Origin of the sequence: Lysinibacillus sp. NPDC093712 (assembly GCF_050280025.1) — a bacterium.
Classification (GTDB): domain Bacteria; phylum Bacillota; class Bacilli; order Bacillales_A; family Planococcaceae; genus Lysinibacillus.
This window is the reverse complement of the sequence record NZ_JBNNUU010000003.1, coordinates 208,482-235,251: the sequence shown is the minus strand read 5'-3', so window position 1 is coordinate 235,251 and position 26,770 is coordinate 208,482. Positions and strand designations below refer to the sequence as shown.

The following is a 26,770-nucleotide window of genomic DNA, read 5'->3' as shown; positions in this document are numbered from 1 at the left end:
AGGCGAACCCTCCCTTTCTTAACGTCTAAGAGCATAAGTTTTCTTATTCGATTTTAAAGCATTTGCACTGCACGTTTAGTACGTGTAAATTAGGCGAATGCGCTTTTCTTATTTAGGAGGTATAGAAATGACTATACAATGGTTTCCAGGGCATATGGCGAAGGCCCGCCGTGAAGTAACGGAAAAATTAAAGCTAGTAGATATTATTTTTGAATTAATTGATGCACGATTGCCGCTATCTTCTAGAAATCCAATGATCGATGAGGTTATTAATCAAAAGCCGCGTCTTCTCATTTTAAATAAATCGGATATGGCAGATGAACATGAAACACGCAAATGGGTAGAGTACTTTGCGCAGCATGGTCATAAAGCGGTGGCGATCAATTCTCTTGAAGGAAAAGGGTTGCAACTCGTTACGAAAGCAGCTCAGGAAATTTTAAAGGAAAAATTTGATCGAATGAAGTCTCGTGGAATGAAGCCAAGAGCAATCCGTGCAATGATAGTTGGTATTCCAAACGTTGGGAAATCAACACTTATTAATCGATTAGCAAAGAAAAATATTGCGAAAACAGGCAATATGCCAGGTGTGACAAAGGCTCAACAGTGGATCAAGGTCGGCAAGGAACTTGAATTGCTTGATACACCAGGAATTTTATGGCCAAAGTTTGAAGATCAAGAAGTCGGCTATAAGCTGGCATTAACAGGCGCTATTAAAGACACCATTACAAATATGGAAGATTTAGCTGTTTACGGGTTGCGATTTTTATCGACGCATTATCCAACACGCATGGATGAACGATATGGTTTCCAACTTATGCATGAGGATTTAGTAGAAACATTTGACCATATTGGCAAGCTTCGTCGTGTTTTTGGCGCAGGTGGAGAAATCGATTATGATCAAGTAGCACAGCTTATCGTTCGAGATATTCGTGGATTACTTTTAGGAAAGCTAACATTTGACTTTGTTGATGAACAGCTTGAAAAAGAAGCTACACAGCAATAATGTGCAAAAAAACTGCCATGCTCACGCAATAAAACGTGAGCATGGCAGTTTTTCTTTTAGGAATAGTAGTTGTTGCCGATAAAGGATATAGAGTGAGAAAAAGGGAGTAAAATGATGAAAACGATTAAAGAAATTACAGCAGCATTAAAAATGGCTGAAGATTGGCAAGAATGGATGACAGCAGTTGCAGTCGATGAACGTGCAGGTGTGCAGAAAGCGTGGCTTAGTTGGAATAAACGCCAGGATAGAAAACAACAACTAATTGATGAACATCAAGCAAAAATTGACTTCGATCATCTCTATGGTGGGAAAGACACATTGATTGCAGGGGTGGATGAAGCTGGACGTGGGCCATTAGCTGGACCCGTTGTAACGGCGGCTGTTATTTTGCCAAAAAACTGTGAAGCTCTTGTTGGATTAAATGATTCGAAGCAATTAACAAAGGAAAAACGTAACGCTTTTGCATCATTGGTAAAAGAGCGTGCTATTAGTTATTTTATTCATTTTCAATCAGCAAAAAATATTGATGAATTGAACATCTACGAAGCGACAAAACAATCGATGAAAACAAGTGTGGAATCATTGTCTATTAAGCCTGATTTCGTATTAGTTGATGCAATGACACTACCAATAGCTATTCCTCAGGAATCTATTATTAAAGGAGATGCTAAAAGCTTAGCGATTGCAGCGGCTTCTATTTTAGCGAAAACTGCTAGGGATGATTATATGGAACAATTGGATAAAGATTTCCCTATGTATGGCTTTGCACAGCATGCTGGCTACGGTACGAAACAACATTTAGAGGCACTTGAAACATTTGGCCCAACAATACATCATCGAAAGTCATTTGAACCTATAAAATCTATGTAAGAAAGGAGTATTTAGATGACAGCTACATCGTTTAATCCGATACAAACACAACCAACTGCGCTAATGCAAGCTAATCAACCACTTGCGTTAAAGCAAGGACAAGTATTTCATGGCACGATTAAACAACTTTATCCAGATCAAACGGCAGAAATTCAGGTTGGTAATCAAAAACTCATTGCTAAGCTTGAAGTGCCGCTTAAAGCAGGGGATGCACATTTCTTTCAAGTAACAGGTACAAGTCCACAAACAGAGTTAAAGGTAGTTACAGGGCCAATGGGACAAGGGGTTTCCTCGAGCCAGCAAATAAATCAGCTACTAGATTCGATGAACTTGCCAAAATCGACGGAAATGCAGCAGGTGTTAGCGCATTTTATAAAGGCACAAATACCGATTTCTAAGGAGCAGCTTCTTCAGGCGGAGATGTGGATGAAGGCATTACCCGAAGGTGTGACAAAGATGGATGCCTTGCAAGCCCTACAAAAAATGGTCGAACTGAAAATGCCGATGCTTCAAGATGTGTTCCAAGCGCTTGTGAGTGGGCAAAAAACATCAGGCATGACGGCTATTATGGATACCTTTACACAGTTATTAGTGAAGGATACTATATTGCAAGAAAATATGAAGCAAAATTTGATGCAACAAGTGACAGCGATTGCAAAGCCGTTTGAAGCAGAAACGGGAGCGTTAGTGTTAGCAAAGTCAATACAACTTTTAACGAATAATGCTGCCTCTGTAAGCGAGCGATTACAAGCTTTAAATTTATTAAAGGAAGCAGGCATTTTACCGCAACAGGCAACTTTACAAAATTGGGCGTCATTAAGTGATGCAAAATCTGTTCAACAAGGCCAACTTCAGCAGGCTGGCCAAGTAATTCAAACGATTTTAGCGACAAATCCAGAAAATAAAGCCCAGCTTATTGACCAGCTAAAATCTTGGACAGCGAGTCAAGGTTTATTGACGAATGAGCAAAAGTTACAACTTAACCAAATGATTGATAGATTTAACCAATTACCAACTACTAAACAAACATTCGAGATTTTTGCAAAGCAAATGCAGGAGCAACTAATCAAGGCTTTTACTCAAAATACACCTGAGCGATTATTTACACAAGATGCGAATGGTCTTTCTGTAAAGGAACATTTATTATCGTTGGTAAAGCAACAAACAACTTTGCCAGCACAAAATGAAACGTTAATGCGAAATCTTGTGAAGACTAGTATTGAAGCACCACAGCCAGGGATTCATCAAATGCTGACAGAAGCTGATGCACATGTAAGAAATTCAATGGATAGTAAGGCAATGGAACATGCGCTTAAAACGGTATTAAAAAGTCTAGGTATTAGCTATGAGGCAGCCCTTAGTAGTAAATCAGCCGATTTACAAACGATTGCCCATCAATTAAAGCCCCAGCTCCATACGTTGCTTCAAGAAGCGCAGATTACACCGCAGTTAAAGGAAGCGGCAGAAATGTTAATGACACGTATGAATGGCATGCAACTCGTGTCAGGAGAAAATGGTCATCAACACCAACTTGTGATGCAAGTACCACTCGAATTTTTCGGTAAGAAAATGGACGCGACACTACAGTGGAATGGGCGTATGAAGGATGATGGAAAAATTGACGCTAACTATGCGCGGATATTATTTTATTTACAGATGGAATCAATGAAGGAAACCGTTATTGATATGCAAGTTCAAAATCGTGTCGTAACAGTAACTGTATTTAATGAGCAATCCAATATTATTCCGCTTGCAGATTCACTAAAGGAAGCATTAAAAATAGGTTTAGCAAAAAAAAATTATCAGCTTTCGGGAGTCTTTTTTAAACAATTTGAAAAAGCCCAACTAGAAAAAACACCCCCTGTAGTACAACAGCAGGAGGAAAATAGTGGGGTGGATTTCCGTATATGAGTGAAGAAAAAAAGACTCGTAAAGAAGCAATTGCCCTTACTTATAAGCTAGGACAATTTGATAGCCCCTCTGTCGTCGCAAAAGGTAAAGGGAAGGTGGCAGAAAACATATTGGCACGGGCAAATGAGCATAATGTGCCTATTTATGAGGATCCGAACCTTGTCCAATTACTTGGACAATTAGATTTAAATGAGTCAATACCTGAAGAATTATATCAAGCTGTGGCAGAAGTATTTGCATTTATTTATCATTTAGACCAAGAACATAGCAAAAATATAGAAAAAATAAAGTATTCTGATTTTTAGAATTATCTGTTTTAGTACACGAAATAGAAGAAAACGTCATAATTTTAGAGAATTTTTGATTGAAAGACAAAGTGTAGACTTTATCAGAATCTTTCGCTAGAATAGATTATGTTAGTAAAACAATTTTATGCAAATGTTTGATGGGAGGATGTATTATGAATATCCATGAATATCAAGGGAAAGAAATTCTGAGAAAATATGGTGTTGCAGTACCTAACGGAAAAGTTGCTTTTTCCCCTGATGAAGCAGTGAAGGTAGCGAAGGAACTTGGCTCAAATGTTACTGTAGTCAAGGCGCAAATTCATGCAGGTGGACGCGGTAAAGCTGGTGGTGTCAAAATCGCAAAAAACCTTGATGAGGTGCGTACGTACGCAAAAGAGTTATTAGGTAAAATTTTAGTAACTCATCAAACAGGTCCAGAAGGAAAAGAAGTAAAGCGCTTGTATATTGAAGAGGGCTCCGATATTCAAAAAGAATATTATTTAAGTTTAGTATTAGACCGCGCTACATCTCGTGTAACTGTAATGGGATCAGAAGAGGGCGGCATGGATATTGAGGAAGTTGCAGAAACAAATCCTGAAAAAATCTTCAAAGAAGTTGTTGATCCAGTAATCGGACTTACAAGCTTCCAAGCACGTCGCATGGCGTTTAATATGAATATTCCAGCAAACCTAGTAGGGAAAGCTGTTAAATTAATGTTAGGTTTATATCAAGCATTTATCGACAAAGATGCTTCTATCGTAGAAATAAATCCACTTGTTGTGACTGGACAAGGGGACGTTGTAGCACTAGATGCTAAATTCAATTTTGACGCAAATGCATTATATCGTCATAAAGATATTGTCGAATTACGCGATTTCGATGAAGAAGATCCAAAAGAAATCGAAGCGTCAAAATATGACCTTAGCTATATTTCTCTAGATGGCAACATTGGCTGTATGGTAAATGGTGCAGGTCTAGCGATGGCAACGATGGATACAATTAGTTACTACGGCGGCAGTCCCGCTAACTTCCTTGATGTTGGGGGCGGCGCAACAGCTGAAAAAGTAACAGAAGCATTCAAAATTATTCTTTCAGATTCACATGTAAAAGGTATTTTTGTTAATATTTTTGGTGGAATTATGAAATGTAACATTATCGCTGATGGTGTAGTAACTGCAGCCAAAGAAATCGGTTTATCTGTACCGTTAGTAGTACGCTTAGAAGGTACGAATGTAGAGCTTGGTAAAGAAATTTTAAATGCATCTGGTTTAAACATCGTAGCAGCAGATTCAATGGCTGACGGTGCACAAAAAATTGTGGAACTAGTAGGCTAAGGAAGGCAGGGAGAACAATGGCTGTATTTATTAATAAAGATACAAAGGTAATTGTACAAGGGATTACAGGCGAAACAGCGCTATTTCATACAAAGCAAATGCTTGATTATGGTACAAAAATCGTAGCGGGCGTAACACCTGGAAAGGGAGGTCTTGAAATTGAAGGCGTACCTGTATTCAATACTGTAGCTGAAGCAGTAGCAGCAACAGGTGCGACGACATCAGTTATTTATGTACCTGCACCTTTTGCAGCAGATGCAATATTAGAAGCTGTAGATGCTGAACTAGAATTAACAATTTGTATTACAGAGCATATTCCTGTCCTTGATATGGTAAAGGTTAAACGCTTTATGGAAGGCAAAAAAACACGCCTAGTTGGACCAAACTGTCCAGGCGTTATTACAGCAGATGAATGTAAGATTGGTATTATGCCTGGTTATATTCATACGAAAGGTCACGTTGGAGTTGTTTCTCGTTCTGGAACATTAACGTATGAAGCAGTTCACCAATTGACACAAGCTGGTATCGGTCAAACAACGGCTGTTGGTATCGGAGGAGACCCTGTAAATGGGACTAACTTTATCGACGCACTTGAAGCATTCAACAATGACCCTGACACATATGCAGTTGTAATGATAGGGGAAATTGGCGGTACTGCTGAAGAAGAAGCAGCAGAATGGATTAAAGCAAATATGACAAAACCAGTCGTTGGCTTTATCGGTGGACAAACTGCACCTCCAGGAAAACGTATGGGACACGCAGGTGCCATTATTTCTGGTGGTAAAGGAACAGCTGCTGAAAAAATTAAGGCTATGAACGAAGCGGGTATTGAAGTAGCTGAAACACCATCTGTTATCGGTGAAACACTAATTAAAGTAATTAAAGAAAAAGGGCTATACGAAAAATGTAAAACCCATTAAAATGGAAGATGTAGCACATTGTGGCTACATCTTTTCTCTTTTTCTCTGTCTAAATGATAGTGTTTGTCTATTCCTTCCCTTTTGGAATGTTCAACACTAGAAACTCGGGTGCAAAAAGTCGAGTAGGTGAAGCGGCAAGACAGGGCATACTCTCTAGTGTGCATATGAGTGTATCACACATAGTTTTCTACTTTTTTGTGATGAAATGAAAATTGCGGTCATTTAATTTCTTCTATTATAAAGGAGGTTTTTAAATGATTTTCTCAGTAGATACTCAGAGACTACTAGCTATGCATTATGTATATCCATTACCACTCCAAAAACTTCAACAGTTATTGTCCCCGGTGGATGTATTAAGTTGTTTTGAAGAAGCGCACCCTAATGAGATTGCAAGCACATTGCAAATAACGAGGCAAAAAGCTATGCAAATTTCTCAAAATTTTCAGCGCGTTATGAACTTGCCAATTCAAGAGGTTTACGCACAAGCAAATATTTTCCCCATACCTTTTAATCACCCATATTTCCCGGCGCAATTATTTGAAATACCTAGTCCACCTACTGTATTGTATGTGAAAGGTCAGCGCGACCTGCTGGAAAGAGATAAACGGATAGCTATAATAGGCTCTAGAAAGGCTACAGCATATACTAGAGTTGCAATAGACTTAATCGTCCCACCGCTTATTGAACACGAATACACGGTCGTGAGTGGGCTTGCGCGAGGTGCAGATACAATGGCTCATGAGGCAACTATTAAGTTTGGGGGCCACACAATCGCAGTGCTTGGACATGGCTTTAATTTTCTATATCCAAAAGAAAACCGAGCGCTCGCTTGTAAAATGGCTGAGAGCCATTTACTTATTACAGAGTACCCACCTTATATTAAACCGGCAAAATGGCAATTTCCTATGCGTAACCGATTAATAAGTGGTTTGTCCCAAGCTTTAGTTGTAACGGAAGCGGCACTAAAAAGCGGGACGTTAATTACTACAGAATGTGCATTAGAGCAAGGAAAAGATGTATTTGTTGTACCTGGGCCGATTAATGTAGAGCAGTCAAAAGGGACGAATAAATTACTATTAGAAGGAGCTATTCCCGTATGCGATGGTCACCAAATCGTTGAAACACTTTCGCTCTTTTCTAGCAAAAATTGAAAAAAAGTTGCATTATCTTAAAATCTGTTATACATTTTGCAACAGGTAACTTAAAAAATTAGCAATAGACCTCGCTAAGGGGGAGACATAGATGGCGGATTATTTAGTGATTGTAGAATCACCAGCAAAAGCAAAAACAATTGAACGTTATTTAGGAAAAAAATACAAAGTAAAAGCATCGGTCGGGCATGTGCGTGACTTACCACGTAGCCAAATGGGCGTTGACACTGAAAATAATTACGAACCTAAATATATTACAATTCGCGGTAAAGGACCTGTTTTACAGGAACTTAAGTCTGCGGCTAAAAAAGTGAAGAAAGTCTATCTAGCGGCCGATCCAGACCGCGAGGGAGAAGCGATTGCTTGGCACCTTGCGACTGCATTAAATATTGATATTAACTCAGACTGTCGAGTTGTTTTCAATGAAATTACAAAGGATGCAATTTTAGATTCCTTTAAAAATCCTCGTGCCATAAATATGGACCTAGTGGATGCACAGCAAACACGTCGTATGCTAGATCGACTTGTAGGCTATAATATAAGCCCAATTCTTTGGAAGAAGGTTAAAAAGGGTTTATCTGCAGGACGTGTGCAATCCGTAGCACTACGTATGATCATTGATCGTGAAAACGAAATTAAAAACTTCCAGCCGGAAGAGTATTGGACGATTGAAGGCTCCTTTGAAAAAGGTAAAAAGACATTTGATGCACTGTACTATGGTAACGGCAAAGATAAAATAAAATTATCGAATGAAGAGCAAGTAAAGTCCATTTTAAAAAATGTAAAAGGTACAGCATTTGAAGTTGTAAATGTGACGAAAAAAGAACGTAAACGAAATGCCGCACCTGCTTTTACTACATCTTCTTTACAACAAGAAGCAGCACGGAAGCTAAATTACCGTGCGAAGAAAACGATGATGCTTGCACAGCAATTGTATGAAGGTATTGATATTGGTAAAAAAGAAGGTACAGTCGGTTTAATCACGTATATGCGTACAGATTCAACACGTATATCTGAAACTGCAAAGACTGAAGCATTTTCTTATATTGAAACAAAGTACGGAAAAGAATATATCTCGACAGAAACGAAGCAGGTTAAAAAGGCGTCGAATGCACAAGATGCCCATGAAGCAATTCGTCCGACAAGTACGATGAGAACACCCGATGAGTTAAAAACAGTACTTAGTCGCGATCAACTACGCTTATACCGTTTAATTTGGGAGCGCTTTATTGCAAGCCAAATGGCGCCTGCTGTATTAGATACAGTTGCTGTAGACCTTCAACATGGTGATGTTTTATTCCGAGCAAATGGCTCACAAGTCAAATTTGCTGGATTTATGAAACTATATATAGAAGGTACAGATGATCAAACAGAAGAAACGACGAAACTTCTACCTGAAATGGAAATTGGCGATCAGGTGAAATCACTTGAAATCGAGCCGAAGCAACATTTTACGCAACCACCACCACGTTATTCAGAGGCTCGTCTTGTGAAAACAATGGAAGAGCTAGGAATAGGGCGACCATCGACATATGCACCGACCCTTGATACAATTCAACGCCGTGGCTATGTTGTGCTAGATACAAAGAGATTTATGCCGACAGAGCTTGGTGAAATCGTCCACCAACAAATGATGGAATTTTTCCCTGATATAATAAATATCGAATTTACAGCAAAAATGGAACAAGATCTCGATGAAGTTGAAGAAGGTATTCGTAAGTGGGTTGAAGTGATCGATGATTTTTATAAAGACTTCGAGGTTCATGTAAAGCATGCGGATGCTGAAATGGAGAAAGTAATCATTAAAGATGAACCAGCTGGTGAGGATTGCGAGAAGTGTGGTTCACCAATGGTATTCAAGCTTGGTCGTTATGGGAAATTTATGGCTTGCTCGAACTTCCCAGATTGCCGTAACACAAAAGCCATTATGAAGCCAATTGGGGTTAAATGTCCTTCTTGCGAAACTGGCGAAATTGTGGAACGCAAAAGTAAAACAAAGCGCTTATTTTATGGATGTAATCAATATCCAGAGTGCGAATTTGTTTCATGGGACAAGCCAATTAGTAGACCGTGTCCGAAATGTAGTGCATTATTAGTAGAGAAAAAATTAAAAAAAGGTGTGCAAATTCAGTGTACGAAATGTGACTATGAAGAGACACCAACTCAATGATAGGAAGATGGTAAGAAAATGACTGAACAAGTTGTAAATGTAATTGGAGCAGGCCTTGCAGGTAGTGAGGCGGCTTGGCAAATTGCTAAGCGTGGTGTAAAAGTTAAACTTTATGAAATGCGTCCAGTAAAGCAAACACCTGCCCACCATACTGATAAATTTGCAGAGCTTGTTTGCTCAAACTCGCTACGTGCAAATACGCTAACAAATGCTGTTGGTGTTATTAAAGAAGAAATGCGTTTATTAGATTCTGTTATTCTAAAAGCGGCCGATGCATGCTCAGTACCAGCAGGTGGTGCACTTGCAGTAGATCGCCATGAGTTTGCAGGCTATGTAACAGAAGCGGTGAAAAATCATCCGTTAGTGGAAGTAATTCATGAAGAAGTAACTGAAATTCCAGAAGGTATTACGGTTATTGCAACTGGTCCACTAACTTCAAAAGCATTAGCTGAAAAAATTCAAGGTTTAACGGGTCTAGACTATTTGTATTTCTATGATGCAGCAGCACCAATTATTGAAAAAGATAGCATCAATATGGATAAAGTTTATTTAAAATCTCGTTATGACAAAGGTGAAGCGGCATATCTAAACTGTCCTATGACAAAGGAAGAATTTGATCGTTTCCGCCAAGCGTTAATCGAGGCAGAAGTTGTCCCGTTAAAAGAATTCGAAAAAGAAATTTATTTCGAAGGCTGCATGCCGATTGAAGTAATGGCAGCACGCGGTGAAAAAACGATGTTGTTTGGACCGATGAAGCCAGTAGGACTTGAAGATCCGAAAACTGGTAAACGACCTTATGCTGTTGTACAACTGCGCCAAGATGACGCTGCAGGTACACTTTATAATATTGTGGGCTTCCAAACACATTTAAAGTGGGGTCCACAAAAAGAAGTGCTGCAACTAATACCGGGCCTAGAAAATGTTGAAATCGTACGATATGGCGTAATGCATCGAAATACTTTCATTAATTCACCGAAAGTGCTAGAGAAAACATATCAGTTACGTGAACAAAAAAATGTTTTCTTTGCTGGTCAAATGACAGGTGTAGAAGGTTATGTTGAATCCGCAGGTAGTGGGTTAATTGCTGGAATTAATGCGGCACGTTTGGCCTTAGGACAAGAGCCAATTATTTTCCCATTCGAAACTGCATTAGGTAGTATGGCGCGTTATATAACAGAAGCACAATCAAAAAATTTCCAACCGATGAACGTTAACTTTGGTATATTCCCTGAATTACCACCTGGACGTCGTTCAAAACCGGAGCGTGCGGAAATGCATGCAAATCGCGCAATGAGCACAATTCGAAATTTTGTGAATTCACAAACAATTTAATTGCCAAAAGCCTCTAAAAGTTGATATACTCTTAGAGGCTTTTTCTTTTGTGTAGACAAAATGCTTAATTACACGTATTTTATTATTTTGTATAATGATTTTCTCATAATATAACCATTTTCACTTGCTATATTACGAAGATAGGTATAGTGTCAATATGTATGTTTTTTAAGGATTACTTTAACGACAAATTTATTTAAATGGCAACGTTTGTTTTACCATTTGAATTTGTTGGTAATAGTAATGAGAGAAGGTTACGAATAATTCATTGGTGGTGAATCTTTCATGTTAGTTTCGTCCCAAGAAGCACTTGAACAGTTTATGCTTTACATCCAGGTAGAAAAAAACTTCTCTGTTCATACTGTGCGAGAATATGAATCAGACCTACTAGATTTTTTAGCGTTTTTACAGGCAGAAGGCGTTAATGATTTAGCCAGTGTTGAGTATATACATGCACGACTATATGTAACGAAGTTGTATGATGAAAAAAAAGCAAGAACTTCTGTATCAAGAAAAATTTCATCAATCCGCTCCTTTTTTCGCTTTCTAAATAAACAGCACGGCATGGATGATGGTGCTTTTCGATCTCTATATCATCCGAAAAAAGAATCACGTTTACCAAGTTTTTTCTATGAAGAAGAATTGATGAAGCTTTTTGATGCGAATGTAGGAGATGATTTGAAATCGTTGCGTAATATGGCTATTTTAGAGTTATTATATGCAACGGGCATTCGGGTGAGTGAGCTTACATCCATTATGGTAGCGGATATCGATTTCCGTTATTCTATTGTTCGAGTAATGGGTAAAGGAAGAAAAGAACGCATTATACCATTTGGTCAATTTGCGAGTGTGGCTATACAGCACTACATAGAGCAGGCTCGTCCACGTTTGATGAAACAAACAAATCATCAGCAACTATTTGTCAATATGCGCGGAGGGGAACTTACGCCACGTGGGGTACGTCATATTTTAAATGAAATGATTGATAACACCTCACTCCATACGAAAATATACCCACATATGCTTCGCCATACTTTTGCTACACACTTACTGAATCATGGCGCAGATTTACGGACTGTACAGGAGTTACTGGGCCACGCGCATTTAACTTCAACACAGGTTTATACGCATGTAACAAATGAGCATCTTCGTCAAACATATATGAATGCCCATCCAAGGGCATAATAGAGGCTAAGGAGGAAGGCAAATGGGACAAATCCATGCGACTACGATATTTGCGGTACATCATAATGGCGGGTGCGCTATGGCTGGCGATGGCCAAGTGACACTTGGGAATGCGGTTGTCATGAAAGGCACTGCAAAGAAGGTCAGACGTCTGTTTAATGGGCAGGTGCTAGCTGGCTTTGCAGGCTCTGTAGCCGATGCTTTTACACTTTTTGAAATGTTCGAAGCGAAATTAAACGAATATAATGGGAATTTGCAGCGAGCTGCTGTAGAAGTAGCAAAACAATGGCGTGGTGATAAAATGCTACGTCAATTAGAGGCGATGTTACTTGTGATGGATAAAAGTACACTACTCCTTGTGTCTGGTACGGGAGAAGTTATAGAACCTGATGACGGTATATTAGCGATTGGTTCTGGTGGGAATTATGCATTATCAGCAGGTCGTGCTCTAAAAAAATATGCAGGTGAGACAATGACTGCCCGTGAGATTGCTGAGGCAGCATTAGAAACTGCCGCTGAAATTTGTGTATTTACAAACCATAATATTATCGTGGAGGCACTTAACTAATGACACCACAAAACTTAACCCCAAAACAAATTACTGAGCATTTGGATCGTTTTATCGTAGGGCAAAATGAGGCGAAAAGAGCGGTAGCTATTGCACTACGAAATCGCTATCGTCGTTCTCTACTAGCGGATGATATGAAGGCGGAAGTTATTCCTAAAAATATTTTAATGATTGGACCAACGGGAGTTGGGAAAACTGAAATTGCAAGGAGAATTGCAAAACTAACGAATGCGCCGTTCGTAAAGGTTGAAGCAACGAAATTTACAGAAGTGGGCTATGTTGGACGTGATGTTGAGTCAATGGTCCGCGATGTTGTGGAGGCTTCTCATCGTCTCGTGAAGGAAGAAATGATGGAGTCTGTCAAGGAACAAGCGGAAGAGTTGGCAAATGAAGCCATTGTAAAATTACTTGTCCCTTCTTTACGTAAAAAACAAGCTATGCAAAATCCGTTTGAAATGTTATTTGGTGGCAAAGAACAACAAACGCATGATGATACATCTTCTGAGGAAACGGAAGTACGCTCAAAACGTGCGCAAATCGCTATTGATTTACGCAATGGAAAATTAGAAAATGAATGGGTTACTGTTGAAGTAACTGAACAAAATCCTTCGATTTTTGATGCATTACAAGGTACAGGGATGGATATGTCTGGCAATAGTGGTATGCAAGATATGTTATCGAGCTTAATGCCTAAAAAACAAAAAAAGCGCCGTGTGCAAGTAAAAGATGCACGTCGTATTTTAATAATTGAGGAAGCAAATAAGCTTATTGACGCAGATGAGGTGTCACAAGAGGCTATTACTAGAGCAGAACAATCTGGGATCATTTTCATTGATGAAATTGATAAAATCGCAAGCAAAGATACGAACTCTTCTGCTAGCGTTTCACGTGAGGGTGTCCAGCGTGATATTTTACCAATTGTTGAAGGTTCAACTGTCACTACGAAATATGGTGCGGTTAAAACAGACTATATGCTTTTTGTTGCTGCAGGAGCTTTCCACATGTCTAAACCGTCAGATTTGATTCCAGAATTACAAGGACGATTCCCAATTCGTGTAGAACTTGAAAAATTAACGAAGCAAGATTTTGTTCGTATTTTAAAAGAACCAGATCAGTCGCTTATTTTGCAATATAAAGCGTTATTAGAAACAGAAGGTGTAGCAATCAATTTTGCAGAAGATGCAATTGAACGAATTGCAGAAATCGCAACAGAGGTCAACCAAGAAACAGATAATATCGGGGCACGTCGATTACACACAATTTTAGAGCGCTTGCTAGAAGAATTATCGTTTGAAGCGTCAGAAATTGCTCCAGCTCAAATTGAAATTACAGCTGCTTATGTTGACCAAAAGTTGGCTGGTATTGTAAAAAACAAAGATTTGTCACAGTTTATATTATAGGCGAGGCTTGTTAGTACCATTCAATTGCGAAAAACTTTAGAATATTAACTAAATACGGTATGGATAATTTATAGGAGGAACATATAATGAATTTATTAGAAAAAACAAGAAAAATTAACTCAATGCTTCAGGCATCTGCGGGTAAACCAGTAAACTTTAAAGAGATGGCTGACACTTTAGGGGACATTATTGATAGCAACGTATATATTGTAAGCCGTAAAGGGAAGCTTTTAGGTATTTCAATTCACCAACAAATTGAAAATGAGCGTATGAAAAAAATGTTCGAAGAGCGTCAATTCCCAGAAGAATATACACATAGCTTGTTTACAATTTCTGAAACGTCTTCAAATTTAGATATTAACAATGAACATACTGCGTTCCCAGTTGAAAATAAAGATTTATTCCAAAGCGCTTTAACAACTATCGTACCAATCGTTGGTGGTGGTGAACGTTTAGGCACATTAATTTTAGCTCGTTTATCAGCTCAATTTGAAGATGATGATTTAATTTTAGCCGAGTATGGTGCTACAGTAGTTGGTATGGAAATTTTACGTGAGAAATCTGAAGAAATTGAAGAAGAAGCACGTAGCAAAGCTGTTGTACAAATGGCAATTAACTCACTTTCATATAGTGAATTAGAAGCGATTGAACATATCTTTGAAGAACTAGATGGTAACGAAGGTTTATTAGTTGCTTCGAAAATTGCAGACCGCGTAGGAATTACACGTTCAGTGATTGTAAATGCATTACGTAAACTTGAATCTGCAGGTGTAATTGAATCACGTTCTCTAGGTATGAAGGGAACTTACATTAAAGTATTAAACGATAAATTCTTAAACGCATTAGCTGAAATTAAAATGAAATAATGAATAAAAGCTCCCTAGTTGAGGAGTTTTCAGACTGTAGACAAACTCGAAGTTTTTCGAATTTGTCTATAGTCTTTTTTTATTTAAAACTAATATAGGGTGTGACAACTGCCGTTGATTTCCGCTACGAGCTGGCGCTTTCCGCGGGCACATCGTAAGCCGCAACCCTCGCTAACGCGCGGTTTGTTGCGTCTTACGTTTTGCGCTGTTCCCGCAGGAGTCGCCCGCCCTCCGCTCCAATCAACTTCAAACAGCTTCATAGAGAGGGGATGCTCGAAGTGTATGGCAAAACGAAAGTAAGAACCCATTTTTTACAATAAAAACAACAAAAGAGATTAAGATTTCTATTCTTAATCCCTTTTGTCGATAAGCTGAAAGCTCTCCAGTTGAGGGAGCTTTTTCTGTTTGCGTAAGCTATACAAATAGTTAATATAGCAAGCCCTACCACTCTGCTTTGTGGGAGCGAGCGTCGGTTGTTCATAACTGGCACATGTGTCATATTTGTGAATATCCGATGTGTTGTTTCTGCAAAATACTAGGTAGTAGGGCTTGCTTTGTAACAAAAATGATACATAATTAATCTTTAAAAAGTACTTCCTATTTCTTGTAGTCTTTTAACTTTAAAAAAGGGCGGCTAACGATGCGAGACAAGCATTAATTAGATTCGATTAAAACGCATTACTCTAACATGATGAGCAAGCGCTAACGGTAAAAGGCAATTTTTTGTGAGCAGAATAAAACTAAAACTGCCTAAAAGCGTCCACTTGGAGTGAAAATTACTGCCATATATGGACATATCCTGACCTTTAGCCATTATTGTCGGAAAGTATTGACGTTCTCAACGGAAATAGAAGGAGTATTTTATATTGTCACGTCTAAAATAGTAAAAAGGAACTTTTTTTTACCGAAAAATCCCTTTTTGTCATTTAAATCCAACCCTCTGTAGTAATAAAAAGGGATATATTTGATACTAATACAGTAAACACTGTCGAAATAGTGTAAAATAACTAGAAAAAAGTCGACACGCTTTGAGGCTTAGTGCCAGTAGGGATGGGGCATATTTGTCCTGGTTAACAAACTTAAAAAATAGGGCGGATATACTATTAAAAAATGACAAAAGACAATAGACACTACGTATCATCTTAATTACAATTGTATTATTGGATAAATTAAGAAGTACATAGATTGAAATTAAATGAGGTGAATGGTTTTGAACTTATTTGGAGGAACTATTAGTAGCCTGGAAAACGGACTTTCCTATGCGACTTTGAATCATAAAACAATCGCAAATAATATTGCGAATGTCGATACACCAAATTATAAGGCGAAAAATGTAAGTTTTAAAGATATGTTGGAGAATGAGAAGCAAATTTCTATATCGGCATATCGAACAGATAGTAGACATTATGATTTCGAAATTAAACAATCGACACCAGGTGTCAATAATGTTACTAACTTACGATATCGAAATAACGGTAATGCTGTAGATATGGATGCAGAACAAACGAAGTTGGCTGAAAATCAAATCTACTACAATGCTTTGATTGACCGTGTAAATGGAAAGTTAAATACGCTAAATACTGTTATTAAAGGAGGTAAGTAATAAATGTCTATTTTTCATGGAATGAATACTACTGCCTCTGCCTTAACGGCACAGCGTTTACGAATGGATGTTATTTCTTCGAATATGGCAAACGTAGACACTACCCGTGCTAAACAAGTAAACGGAGAGTGGGAGCCATACCGACGGAAGTCCGTTACTTTTTCTGCGCAAGAAGGGCGATTTTCGAATTTTTTAAATGTGGCAATTGGTAAAAATGCAAAAAGCGGTGTTGGCAATGGTGTGAAAGTTACGCAAATTAAAGAAGATACTGAAACACCGTTCAAATTGGTGTATGATCCGACACATCCAGATGCAGATGCAGATGGCTATGTCAGCATGCCGAATGTTGACCCATTAAAAGAAATGGTAGATTTAATGTCTGCTACTCGTTCATATGAGGCGAACATAACAGTTTTAAATGCAAATAAGTCTATGCTAACAAAAGCGTTAGAAATCGGTAAATAATAAAAAAGAAAGGATGGATACATAATGGCAATTTCGTCCGTTTCACTAATGACACCTACCCAGGTTGTAAATCAAACAAACAAATTAAATACAACACCTTACGAAGCCCAGCAAAGCTTTGCGAATTCGTTAAAAGAGGCAATAGCGAAAGTGAATGATCAGCAAATTACTTCTGATAATCTTACACAAAAGCTAATTACTGGTGGAGATGTGGAGTTGCACGAAGTAATGATTGCATCTCAAAAGGCGAGCATTACATTAAACGCAACAATTGAAGTTCGCAATAAGGTGATTGAAGCTTACCAAGAAATAATGCGAATGAGTGTCTAATTAGAATGAATTGGTGAAGTAAGACACCAATTCATTTCGTTAGGCTTCCTGTGGAAACAAAATTTTTAGAGTATTAGTTTTCATGGGATTCCACTATTATCGCGAATTATTGATTGCTAGGTTATTCACTATAACCGGAGGATTCATAATGAATGAACGATTGACGAAAATAAAAAACGACACCAGCCAATTTTGGACAAGTCGGAGTAAAACACAAAAAATCGTAATGATTGGTTCTGTAGTAGGTGCAATATTACTTGCAGCTATCATTACATTTTTTGCAACAAAAACTACATATGTTCCGCTTTATAAAGATTTATCGACAAGAGAAATCGGCCAAGTAAAAGAAGCTTTGGATTCACAAGGTGTAAAATATGAGATTGCTCCAGGAGGAACGTCCATATTAGTACCCGAAGAACAAGTCGATTCATTATTGGTGCAACTAGCATCCGATGGTTATCCTCAAACTGGAACGATCGATTACTCATTTGCAAATAGCTCTGGTTTCGGTATGACAGACAATGAATTTAATTTATTGAAAAAAGCTGCGACTGAAACAGAAATTGCTAAGCTAATAAAAAATCTAGAAGGCGTTAAAGATGCAAAAGTGATGATTACTCTTCCTGAAGAAGGAGTCTTCATAAAAGATGTAAAAGAAGATGCAACTGCATCCATTGTATTGAACACAGATCCTGGCTATAAATTTACAGAGCAACAAATTGCCACTATGTACAACTTAGTAGCAAAAAGTATTCCAAACTTAAATACAGATAACATTGTTATCTCTAACCAATACTCAGAGTACTTTGATTTGAATGCTGCAACAACAGATGGTACTTCTACAACAACAGCTGAAGGCCAATTACAGATGAAGAAATTGGTAGAACGCGACTTGCAACGTCAAGTGCAAAATATGCTAGGTACTTTGATGGGGCAAGATAAAGTCATCGTTTCTGTTACGACCGATATTGACTTTAAAAAGGAAAATCGTGAAGAAAATTTAGTGACACCAGTTGATGAAGAGAATATGGAAGGGATTGCGATTAGCGCCCAACGTATTACAGAGCAGTATTCTGGTACTGGTAACCCAGCAACAGGTACACCTGAAGCTGAAACAACAACAGATAATTTTACTACTTACAATGAAGGTACATCGGGAGATGGAGATTACGAACGAACGGAAGAAACAATCAATAATGACGTCAACCGTATTCGTAAAGATATTCAAGAGGCACCTTATAAAATTCAAGATATCGGTATCCAAGTAATTGTTGAGCCACCAACAGCTACCGATGTAGCATCTCTACCAGATGGCGTTCGACAAGACATTGAGAAAATTTTAAGTACTATTGTGCGTACAACCATCTCAAAAGATGTAGCTTCGGAGCTCACACAAGATCAAATTGATGAAAAAGTGGCTGTTTCAGTCCAACCTTTAAATGGTAAAGTGGCAGATACTGCTCCTGAGACACCTGTTATTCCATGGTGGGTTTGGGTAGTTGGAGGCATTTTACTGGCTGTTATTCTATTACTTGCATTCTTCATCATCCGTTCACGTAAACGTGCGAAAGAAGAAGAAGAGCTTAGTATCCTAGAAGAACAAGAAGAATTGATAATTGATGATATTAATGAAGAAATTGAAACGGAAGCTACAATGCGTCGTAAGCAACTTGAAAAAATGGCGAAAGATAAGCCTGATGATTTTGCAAAGTTACTGCGTAGTTGGATTGCGGAAGACTAACTAGGAGGTTCTGCTGTGTCCAAGAAAGATAAGGAATTAACCGGAAAACAAAAGGCCGCACTCTTGTTAATTTCACTAGGGCCTGAGGTTTCAGCTTCTGTCTATAAACATTTAACTGAGGAAGAAATCGAACGTTTAACGTTAGAAATATCAAGTGTTAAAAAAGTAGAAGCAAATGTCAAAGAAGAAATTATTGAAGAATTTCACAATATAGCCCTTGCGCAAGATTATATTACACAAGGTGGTATTGGTTACGCGAAGACGGTATTAGAAAAAGCATTAGGTATGGAGCAAGCACAAACGATTATTAATCGTTTGACTTCCTCTTTACAAGTGCGACCGTTCGACTTTGCACGTAGAGCAGATCCTGCTCAAATATTTAACTTTATTCAAAATGAACATCCACAAACAATTGCCCTTATTCTATCTTATTTAGAAGCAGGGCAAGCGGGTGTTATTTTATCTTCATTACCGCAAGAAGTACAAGCAGATATTGCTAAACGTATTGCAATGATGGAATCAACTTCACCAGAAGTAATTAGTGAAATTGAATCTGTATTGGAACGAAAACTATCATCAACTGTTACGCAAGATTACACAGAAACTGGTGGTATTGATGCAGTCGTTGAAGTATTAAATGGTGTTGATAGACAAACAGAGAAGACGATTCTCGATGCACTCGAAATTCAAGATCCAGAGCTTGCAGAAGAAATCAAAAAACGCATGTTTGTATTCGAAGATATCGTGACGCTCGACAATCGTTCAATTCAGCGTGTTATTCGTGATTGTGAAAACGAAGATTTACTTCTTTCAATGAAAGTTTCAAGCGAAGAAGTAAAAGATATTATCTTCCGAAATATGTCACAACGTATGGCCGATACTTTCAAAGAAGAAATGGAAATTATGGGACCTGTTCGCTTGCGTGACGTAGAAGAAGCTCAATCACGAATTGTCGCTGTTATTCGCCGCTTAGAGGATGCTGGTGAGATTATTATTGCACGTGGTGGAGGAGATGACGTCATTGTCTAGAATCATCCGTTCTGTATATACACAGTCCAATGGCGATAATGTAAAGAAGATACAAATTCGTGATATGTTTGAATTACCCGAAATGGATACAGATGAAACATCCCATAATCATATGACAATGGAAGATGTATTTGCAGAACGCGATCGATTACTTGAAGAGGCTAGAGCTAAAATTCAAGTAGAACGAGAAGCCTTTGAACAAGAGAAGCAAATGCACTTCCAAGAAATTGAGCAGATGAAACAAAGCTGGGAAGAAGAACGCCCTAATCGCGTACAAGAAGCGTATGATGAAGGGTATGGTCAAGGTTATGAGGATGGTACAAATAGAGCCACTGAAGCAATGGCACAATCCCTTCAAACAGCAAATGAAATCATCGCTCAAGCAGGGGAAAATGCAAAAAAATATATCGATGACCAAGAAGCGATTATTTTGGAACTAGGCTTAACTGCTGCGCAACGTATTATTGGGACTTCATTAGAGCAAAACGATGAACTGTTTCTATCAATAGTTCAAAGAGGGCTTAAAGAAGCGAGAGAGATGAAGGAAATAAAAATCTACGTTTCTCCTACATACTATGGTTTAATTACATCGAATCGCGATGAATTGGCAGAAATGTTCCCAACAGATGTACCATTTATGATTTTTGTAGATGAAGATTTCGAAAAAGAAACAGATTGTTATATAGAAACAAATCACGGTCGAATTGTTGTTAGTATTGACGAGCAATTAAATGAATTAAGATTAAAGCTACATGAAATATTAGAAAGTAAGGAATGATCTAGATGAAAACGGCTCAATTAATCGAACAAATTCCTAATATACCGACTTTTAAAAAGTTTGGTAGAGTAACGAGAGTTGTCGGCTTAATGATTGAGTCGCAAGGTCCTGATAGTTCCATCGGTGATGTATGTAAAATTCATGTTGAAACGTCGAAAAACGGACATCAAATCATTTTAGCAGAGGTCGTTGGCTTTAAAGATGAAATAGTAGTCTTAATGCCCTTCACCTCGCTCCGTGAAATATCAATTGGTTGCTTAGTAGAAGGAACAGGAGCACCTCTTGAAATCAAAGTTGGACCAGAGTTAATTGGTAAAGTACTAGATTCAATGGGAAATCCGATAGATGGTACATTGTTACCGAGGGGTTTAATGTCAGTACCTACTGAGCAAGATCCGCCTAATCCACTTACCCGTCCACCGATAAATGAAAGACTTGAGGTTGGTGTAAAAGCGATTGATGGTATGCTAACTGTCGGTAATGGACAACGTGTAGGGATTTTCGCAGGCTCTGGTGTCGGTAAAAGTACACTACTAGGCATGATTGCGCGTAATACGCAAGCTGACTTAAATGTTATTGCATTGGTTGGTGAACGTGGTCGTGAAGTACGTGAATTTATTGAACGAGATTTAGGACCTGAAGGTTTAAGCCGTTCCATTGTGGTCGCAGCTACCTCAGATCAACCCGCACTTATGCGTATTAAAGGAGCATTTACAGCAACAGCGATTGCAGAATACTTTAGAAATCGTGGCTTAAATGTGATGTTAATGATGGACTCCGTAACGCGGGTTGCAATGGCTCAACGTGAGATTGGACTTGCGACCGGTGAACCACCTGCTCAGAAGGGTTATACACCTTCTGTATTTGCGATTTTACCAAAGTTATTAGAACGGACTGGAACAAATGAAAAAGGCTCTATTACAGCCTTTTATACGGTATTAGTAGATGGCGACGATATGAACGAGCCAATTGCTGATACTGTTCGTGGTATTTTAGATGGTCATATTGTACTTGATCGAAACCTTGCAAATAAAGGTCAATATCCAGCTATTAATGTGCTAAAAAGCGTCAGTCGTTTGATGAATCATGTGGCAGAGCCCGAGCATAAAAAGGCAGCAGAGCGTTTACGGGAACTCTATTATACATATGACAAATCAGAGGATTTAATAAATATCGGTGCATATAAACGTGGGACTTCTAAAGAAATTGATGAAGCAATTTATTATGAACCACTCATTACAGCTTATTTAAAGCAAGGGTATTTAGATAAGGTGACACTTGAGGAAAGCAAGAATGAGTTAATTACATTATCGAACGGTGGAGGCAGGTAGAATGGTCAGTTATATGTATCGTTTTGAAAAAGTATTAACCATTCGAGAGCAAGAAAAAAACGAGACTGAAATTGCCTACAAGGAATCTGTTCGCTCTTTTGAAGAAGTTGCAACAAAGCTCTATGACTTGCTGAAAAAGAAAGAGGATTTAATAGAATTTCAGCAGAAGCGTTTAGTTGTAGGATCATCAATAGAGGAGATTCATCACTATGCTCGTTTTATTGATAGCCTTGAAAAGACAATTGCGGACGTGCAACAAAAAGTTGTACAGGCACGTTCAAAAATGAATTGGCACGAAGAAAAACTATTAGAAAAAAACTTGGAAGTACGTAAATTTGAAAAAATGCGCGAAAAAGATTTTAAGTCTTTTCAACAAGAGCAAGATCGCATTGAGAGCATATTTTTAGATGAAATATCTTCACTTACGTATTTCAAGAAAGAAATCAGGTGATTTCATGGCGACGAAAAGAGATAGCCGTATTAAAACTGAATTAGAAGTACAACAGCCAACACGTAAATCAGGAGGTTTCCAAAAGTTTTTCATATGGATATTAATACCTGTTATGTTTGTGGTAGCGGTGTTACTTGTTGTGGCAACGTTAATGGATACGAACGTCTTTGATTTAGGAAAAAAGGCGGTAAGTAACTTACCTTTTGTTGAATCGGAAGAACAACAAGCAAAAGATGCCCTTGTTATTGATGACTCCAAGGTAGTAGGCTTACAGGCAGAAATACAAGAAAAAGAAGCAGAAATTGCACAATTGCAAAGTAAATTAGATACAACTACAAATGAAAAAGAAAAGTTACTGACGGAGCAAGAGCGATTACTCTTTGAAATTGAAAAATTAAAAAGAGAGCAAGATGATGTGAAACGTGACTTTAATGATATTTTGTCTACTTTTGATAAGATGTCTCCTAAAGCGGCAGCACCTGTTCTTATAAAAATGAGTGATGCACAGGCACTTCGTATTTTATCTAGCTTGAAACCGGATAAGTTAGCAGCGATTCTAGAAAAAATGGATCCGCAAGATGCTGCAAAGTATACAGAAATGATGGCTAAACAATAAAAAACATTTTTGTAAAGGAGGTGAAAACATGAATATTGCAATGATGAACATGAGTGCTCCAAATACTACGAAGCCAAGTGCTGCTACTTCGAAAGCTGTGTCAACTAACAGTTCTGAGATGAAAACAAATGCTGGAGCAGCAAAAGATAAAATATCTAAATTTGGTTCTGTATTTGGACAAGCTGTTGCTTCAACAAATCAACAAAATAAAACATCTCAAACTAATAATACTCAAGGTGACAATAAGCTAGCGGAGCTAGATAAGGTATTAAATAGTCAATCTATCGAAGAATTACTAGATTTACTAGAAATTCCACATGATGAAGGCTTGTTAATGCTTCAAGTTGGAGAAGATGGCAAGGCAGTAGCTATGGATGAAATGTTAAATTTAGATAATTTAATGGCTGCATTGAATGTTGATGAGGAGCAAATACAAAAATTGGTTCAACAATTACTAGGTGAAGATCAGCAAGCGAGCGATGTATGGGAGCTTTTAGCTTTAGTTGACGTTCAAGCACCATTGTTGCAAACGCAGTTAGTATCGGCGTTGCAAGGTGAAGGGCAAGTACCTTCAGAAGATGCTACGAAGCTACTTCAAGTATTAAAACTAGCACAGTTAGTTGGCCAAAAATCAGATTTGACGATGTCTCAAGAAAATGTACTGTCAAATGTTAATAATTTTTTAACAGCGTTACAAACGCAAGTTGAAACTATTCAAACAGCGCAACAAGTTACAACAAAAACAACCGTTACATTACCGTTACAAGGCTTCCAGCAAGTTATTCAGCAGGTGCAAGTGACAAAACAAACCGATACAAGCGCTAATGAAATGGTGACGGCTAATACAGTACAAACAAAAGCAGATACATTCCAAGTTACTTTACCGGCAGCTAAACCAGCGCAGTCGGAAGCTTTACTGAAAGAAATGCAGGCAATTATCAATAAGGCTCAAATTTCGAATGCACAAGGGATTACGCGTTTAACGTTAAAGTTGTATCCTGAAAATCTAGGTACCATTCGAATCGAACTTGTACAAAATGACGGTGTTTTAACAGCTCGATTACTTGCTTCAACTGCACATGGGCGTGAGCTTCTTGACAGTCAAGTGCATCAATTAAAGCAAGCCTTTGTCCAGCAAAACATACAAGTTGATCGACTCGATATTGCGCAATCGTTGCAGGATGCTGATAGACAACAACGTGATCAAAACTTCTTTAGTAACTTCTTTAGGCAACAGCAGCAAGAAGAACAAGAGCAGCAAAAAGAGGACAGCGAAGATGGTATGTCCTTTAATGATTATTTAGAAAACGAGGAGGTGTAAACGTGGCAGATAAAATTACAAATGACCTTTACTATTCCAACTATACTGCACCAACAAAACAAACTGGTAATAGTGAACTTGGTAAAGATGCATTTTTAAAACTATTGATTACACAATTACAACATCAGGATCCAACAAACCCTATGGATGACCGTGATTTCATTGCACAAATGGCGCAGTTCTCATCTTTAGAGCAAATGCAAAATATGACAAAGACAATGGAGTCATTACTGATGTCGCAACAGCAAACACAGCTTATGAACTATACATCATTTGTTGGAAAAGAAGTAAAATGGCATGAACTTACAGAAGAAGTAGATAAAGATAATAAGCCGGTTATAAATGAAGGTACGGGTGTAATCCAATCATTAAAATTTGTTGATGGAGAAGCAGTATTCATTTTAGCTGATGGCAAGGAAATCTATCCTGGAAACATTTCAGCGATTTTAGGTAATAAAGAAACAAGTACAGGTGAAAGCAATTCATCAACTGAATCACCACTTGTACAAGCGAGTAAGCTAATTGGCAAAAATGTTACTTACAATGACGGAGAGCAAGATGTGCAAGGGCGAATCGTCTCTGTATCAAACAAAGATGGCATTATTTATTACGAATTAGATAATGGTAAAAAACTAGCAGGGAAAGAATTTACAGTAATAAGCGAATAAAGGTGGTGGAGAAAGATGGATAAATTTTCAATTCATCGTGTCCCATTGTATCCAACTATTCGTCAAACGCAAACTACACCTATCAATACACAGCAATCGTTTAGTGCTCATTTACATGAGGCAACGAATCAACAGGAGCTAAAAGTAAGTAAGCATGCAAATGAACGCATCAAAGAGCGTAATATTGCGATTACTGAACAGGAATGGCGGGTTGTATCTGACAAGGTATTTGAGGCACATTCAAAAGGTGTCAAACAACCATTAGTCTTGATGGATCAAGCGGCTCTAATTGTCAGTGCTAAAAATGCTACTGTCATTACAGCAATGGATCGCACGGAAGCAAAGCAACAACTGTTTACTAATATTGATGGCACAATCGTGCTTTAAGGCTGGACCTTCTTAATGTAAGGAAGCCTATGTGTTGCTGACTGATAGAGGCACACAATTCAAAAAATGAAGGGAGAACGACAACTTATGTTACGTTCTATGTATTCAGGTATTTCAGGTCTTAAAAACTTCCAAACAAAGCTAGATGTTATCGGGAATAATATTGCCAATGTTAACACGTATGGATTTAAAAAAGGACGCGTTATTTTCAAAGACATCCTATCTCAAACAAGCGCAGGTGCTTCAGCTGCAACTACTACTCGTGGTGGTACAAACCCTTTACAAGTAGGTCTTGGTTCAACACTTGCGGCAATTGATACAGTTCACGGTTCTGGCTCACGTCAAACGACAGATCGCCCATTGGATTTAGCTGTTCAAGGTGAAGGCTTCTTTATGGTAGCTGACTCCGTATCAAATACTGATGGCGTTGCAGAAGGCTATACAAATGTTGTTTATACACGTGCAGGTAACTTCTACATGGACAGCGAAGGTTATTTAGTCAATGCTGAAGGGAAATATTTAGTTGGTCATGCAAATGATACATTGTATGAAACAGACTCTACTGAAAGTAATGCGGAGACGGATAAAGAAGCAAGTCCACTGAACGGTGAAACTGAGGATTTATTAGGGGAAAATGATACATTTACTTTTGAAGATAATAACCCAATTAAAATCCCGACAACAGCTAAATCTATAAGCATCGGTCAAGATGGAACGGTTGAATATGTGGATGCAAATGGATATAGACAATATGCGGGTCAAATTGTTATGGTTAAATTCCCAAATGCTGGTGGTCTTGAAAAAGTAGGAAGTAACTATTTCCAAGCAACAGCCAACTCAGGTCAACCTTATGGCCAAGTAGCAACAGTTGCGGGTATGGGTTCAATTACGGCAGGGGCGCTTGAAATGTCTAATGTCGATCTTTCAGAAGAATTTACAGAGATGATTGTAGCACAGCGTGGATTCCAAGCAAATACGCGTATTATCACTACATCAGATGAAGTTCTACAAGAATTAGTAAACTTAAAACGATAGTAATTAGTTATTTCTAGT

At 38.2% G+C, this 26,770-nt stretch carries 26 protein-coding genes; all 26 read left to right on the top strand.

What is annotated here, in order from left to right:
- Window positions 1-127: 127 nt before the first annotated feature.
- The 26 genes from ylqF (at window position 128) to flgG (ending at window position 26,752) form a co-directional block, all read left to right on the top strand.
- Window positions 128-1,003: a ribosome biogenesis GTPase YlqF gene (ylqF, locus tag ACQKNX_RS13810; RefSeq protein WP_427429367.1), complete on the top strand. Its 876-nt coding sequence runs from the start codon at window positions 128-130 to the stop codon at window positions 1,001-1,003.
- A gap of 114 nt (window positions 1,004-1,117) precedes the next feature.
- Complete coding sequence (locus ACQKNX_RS13805; protein ID WP_427429668.1) at window positions 1,118-1,873, top strand: ribonuclease HII; 756 nt, start codon at window positions 1,118-1,120, stop codon at window positions 1,871-1,873.
- Between the two features lie 15 nt (window positions 1,874-1,888).
- Window positions 1,889-3,784 (top strand): hypothetical protein, encoded by a 1,896-nt coding sequence (locus ACQKNX_RS13800; protein WP_427429366.1) that lies wholly within the window; start codon window positions 1,889-1,891, stop codon window positions 3,782-3,784.
- Window positions 3,781-4,089, top strand: a complete 309-nt coding sequence (locus ACQKNX_RS13795; RefSeq protein ID WP_340825865.1) for an EscU/YscU/HrcU family type III secretion system export apparatus switch protein — start codon at window positions 3,781-3,783, stop codon at window positions 4,087-4,089. Before ACQKNX_RS13800 ends, ACQKNX_RS13795 begins: the two co-directional genes overlap by 4 nt.
- A 155-nt stretch (window positions 4,090-4,244) precedes the next feature.
- On the top strand, window positions 4,245-5,405 hold the full coding sequence (gene sucC / locus ACQKNX_RS13790) for an ADP-forming succinate--CoA ligase subunit beta (protein ID WP_427429365.1): 1,161 nt from the start codon (window positions 4,245-4,247) through the stop codon (window positions 5,403-5,405).
- Between the two features lie 17 nt (window positions 5,406-5,422).
- Window positions 5,423-6,325, top strand: coding sequence for a succinate--CoA ligase subunit alpha (gene sucD, locus ACQKNX_RS13785; RefSeq protein ID WP_173477774.1), 903 nt, complete (start codon window positions 5,423-5,425; stop codon window positions 6,323-6,325).
- Window positions 6,326-6,579: 254 nt separating this feature from the next.
- Window positions 6,580-7,476, top strand: coding sequence for a DNA-processing protein DprA (gene dprA, locus ACQKNX_RS13780; protein WP_427429364.1), 897 nt, complete (start codon window positions 6,580-6,582; stop codon window positions 7,474-7,476).
- 91 nt (window positions 7,477-7,567) lie between these two features.
- A complete protein-coding gene (gene topA / locus ACQKNX_RS13775) occupies window positions 7,568-9,646 on the top strand; it encodes a type I DNA topoisomerase (protein ID WP_427429363.1) in 2,079 nt (692 codons plus the stop codon).
- 18 nt (window positions 9,647-9,664) lie between these two features.
- Window positions 9,665-10,978, top strand: coding sequence for an FADH(2)-oxidizing methylenetetrahydrofolate--tRNA-(uracil(54)-C(5))-methyltransferase TrmFO (gene trmFO / locus ACQKNX_RS13770; protein ID WP_427429362.1), 1,314 nt, complete (start codon window positions 9,665-9,667; stop codon window positions 10,976-10,978).
- A 285-nt stretch (window positions 10,979-11,263) separates the two neighbouring features.
- Entirely contained in the window at window positions 11,264-12,163 is a 900-nt protein-coding gene (xerC, locus tag ACQKNX_RS13765; RefSeq protein WP_427429361.1) for a tyrosine recombinase XerC, read from the top strand.
- A gap of 22 nt (window positions 12,164-12,185) precedes the next feature.
- A complete protein-coding gene (hslV, locus tag ACQKNX_RS13760) occupies window positions 12,186-12,731 on the top strand; it encodes an ATP-dependent protease subunit HslV (protein WP_069510144.1) in 546 nt (181 codons plus the stop codon).
- Window positions 12,731-14,131 carry an ATP-dependent protease ATPase subunit HslU gene (gene hslU, locus ACQKNX_RS13755; protein WP_427429360.1) on the top strand — a complete coding sequence of 467 codons (1,401 nt, stop codon included), beginning with the start codon at window positions 12,731-12,733 and terminating at the stop codon, window positions 14,129-14,131. The genes hslV and hslU overlap by 1 nt, the downstream gene beginning before the upstream one ends.
- Before the next feature lie 86 nt (window positions 14,132-14,217).
- On the top strand, window positions 14,218-14,997 hold the full coding sequence (gene codY, locus ACQKNX_RS13750; RefSeq protein ID WP_024362040.1) for a GTP-sensing pleiotropic transcriptional regulator CodY: 780 nt from the start codon (window positions 14,218-14,220) through the stop codon (window positions 14,995-14,997).
- A gap of 1,210 nt (window positions 14,998-16,207) precedes the next feature.
- On the top strand, window positions 16,208-16,600 hold the full coding sequence (gene flgB, locus ACQKNX_RS13745; RefSeq protein ID WP_401020385.1) for a flagellar basal body rod protein FlgB: 393 nt from the start codon (window positions 16,208-16,210) through the stop codon (window positions 16,598-16,600).
- A 3-nt stretch (window positions 16,601-16,603) separates the two neighbouring features.
- Entirely contained in the window at window positions 16,604-17,065 is a 462-nt protein-coding gene (gene flgC / locus ACQKNX_RS13740) for a flagellar basal body rod protein FlgC (RefSeq protein ID WP_403048961.1), read from the top strand.
- A gap of 24 nt (window positions 17,066-17,089) precedes the next feature.
- Window positions 17,090-17,395, top strand: coding sequence for a flagellar hook-basal body complex protein FliE (gene fliE, locus ACQKNX_RS13735; protein ID WP_340825856.1), 306 nt, complete (start codon window positions 17,090-17,092; stop codon window positions 17,393-17,395).
- Window positions 17,396-17,543: 148 nt separating this feature from the next.
- A complete protein-coding gene (gene fliF / locus ACQKNX_RS13730; RefSeq protein WP_427429359.1) occupies window positions 17,544-19,136 on the top strand; it encodes a flagellar basal-body MS-ring/collar protein FliF in 1,593 nt (530 codons plus the stop codon).
- Window positions 19,137-19,151: 15 nt separating this feature from the next.
- Window positions 19,152-20,165 carry a flagellar motor switch protein FliG gene (fliG, locus tag ACQKNX_RS13725; protein ID WP_173477764.1) on the top strand — a complete coding sequence of 338 codons (1,014 nt, stop codon included), beginning with the start codon at window positions 19,152-19,154 and terminating at the stop codon, window positions 20,163-20,165.
- Window positions 20,158-20,943, top strand: a complete 786-nt coding sequence (fliH, locus tag ACQKNX_RS13720; RefSeq protein WP_427429358.1) for a flagellar assembly protein FliH — start codon at window positions 20,158-20,160, stop codon at window positions 20,941-20,943. The genes fliG and fliH overlap by 8 nt, the downstream gene beginning before the upstream one ends.
- 5 nt (window positions 20,944-20,948) lie before the next feature.
- Entirely contained in the window at window positions 20,949-22,274 is a 1,326-nt protein-coding gene (fliI, locus tag ACQKNX_RS13715; RefSeq protein WP_427429357.1) for a flagellar protein export ATPase FliI, read from the top strand.
- Between the two features lies 1 nt (window position 22,275).
- Window positions 22,276-22,725 carry a flagellar export protein FliJ gene (fliJ, locus tag ACQKNX_RS13710; RefSeq protein WP_340825852.1) on the top strand — a complete coding sequence of 150 codons (450 nt, stop codon included), beginning with the start codon at window positions 22,276-22,278 and terminating at the stop codon, window positions 22,723-22,725.
- Window positions 22,682-23,341 carry a MotE family protein gene (locus ACQKNX_RS13705; protein ID WP_427429356.1) on the top strand — a complete coding sequence of 220 codons (660 nt, stop codon included), beginning with the start codon at window positions 22,682-22,684 and terminating at the stop codon, window positions 23,339-23,341. The genes fliJ and ACQKNX_RS13705 overlap by 44 nt, the downstream gene beginning before the upstream one ends.
- 28 nt (window positions 23,342-23,369) lie before the next feature.
- Complete coding sequence (locus ACQKNX_RS13700) at window positions 23,370-24,662, top strand: flagellar hook-length control protein FliK (protein ID WP_427429355.1); 1,293 nt, start codon at window positions 23,370-23,372, stop codon at window positions 24,660-24,662.
- A 2-nt stretch (window positions 24,663-24,664) separates the two neighbouring features.
- Window positions 24,665-25,330 carry a flagellar hook assembly protein FlgD gene (gene flgD, locus ACQKNX_RS13695; RefSeq protein WP_427429354.1) on the top strand — a complete coding sequence of 222 codons (666 nt, stop codon included), beginning with the start codon at window positions 24,665-24,667 and terminating at the stop codon, window positions 25,328-25,330.
- A gap of 15 nt (window positions 25,331-25,345) precedes the next feature.
- Window positions 25,346-25,717: a TIGR02530 family flagellar biosynthesis protein gene (locus ACQKNX_RS13690; RefSeq protein ID WP_427429353.1), complete on the top strand. Its 372-nt coding sequence runs from the start codon at window positions 25,346-25,348 to the stop codon at window positions 25,715-25,717.
- Window positions 25,718-25,804: 87 nt separating this feature from the next.
- A complete protein-coding gene (gene flgG, locus ACQKNX_RS13685) occupies window positions 25,805-26,752 on the top strand; it encodes a flagellar basal body rod protein FlgG (protein ID WP_427429352.1) in 948 nt (315 codons plus the stop codon).
- The last annotated feature ends 18 nt before the right edge of the window (window positions 26,753-26,770 follow it).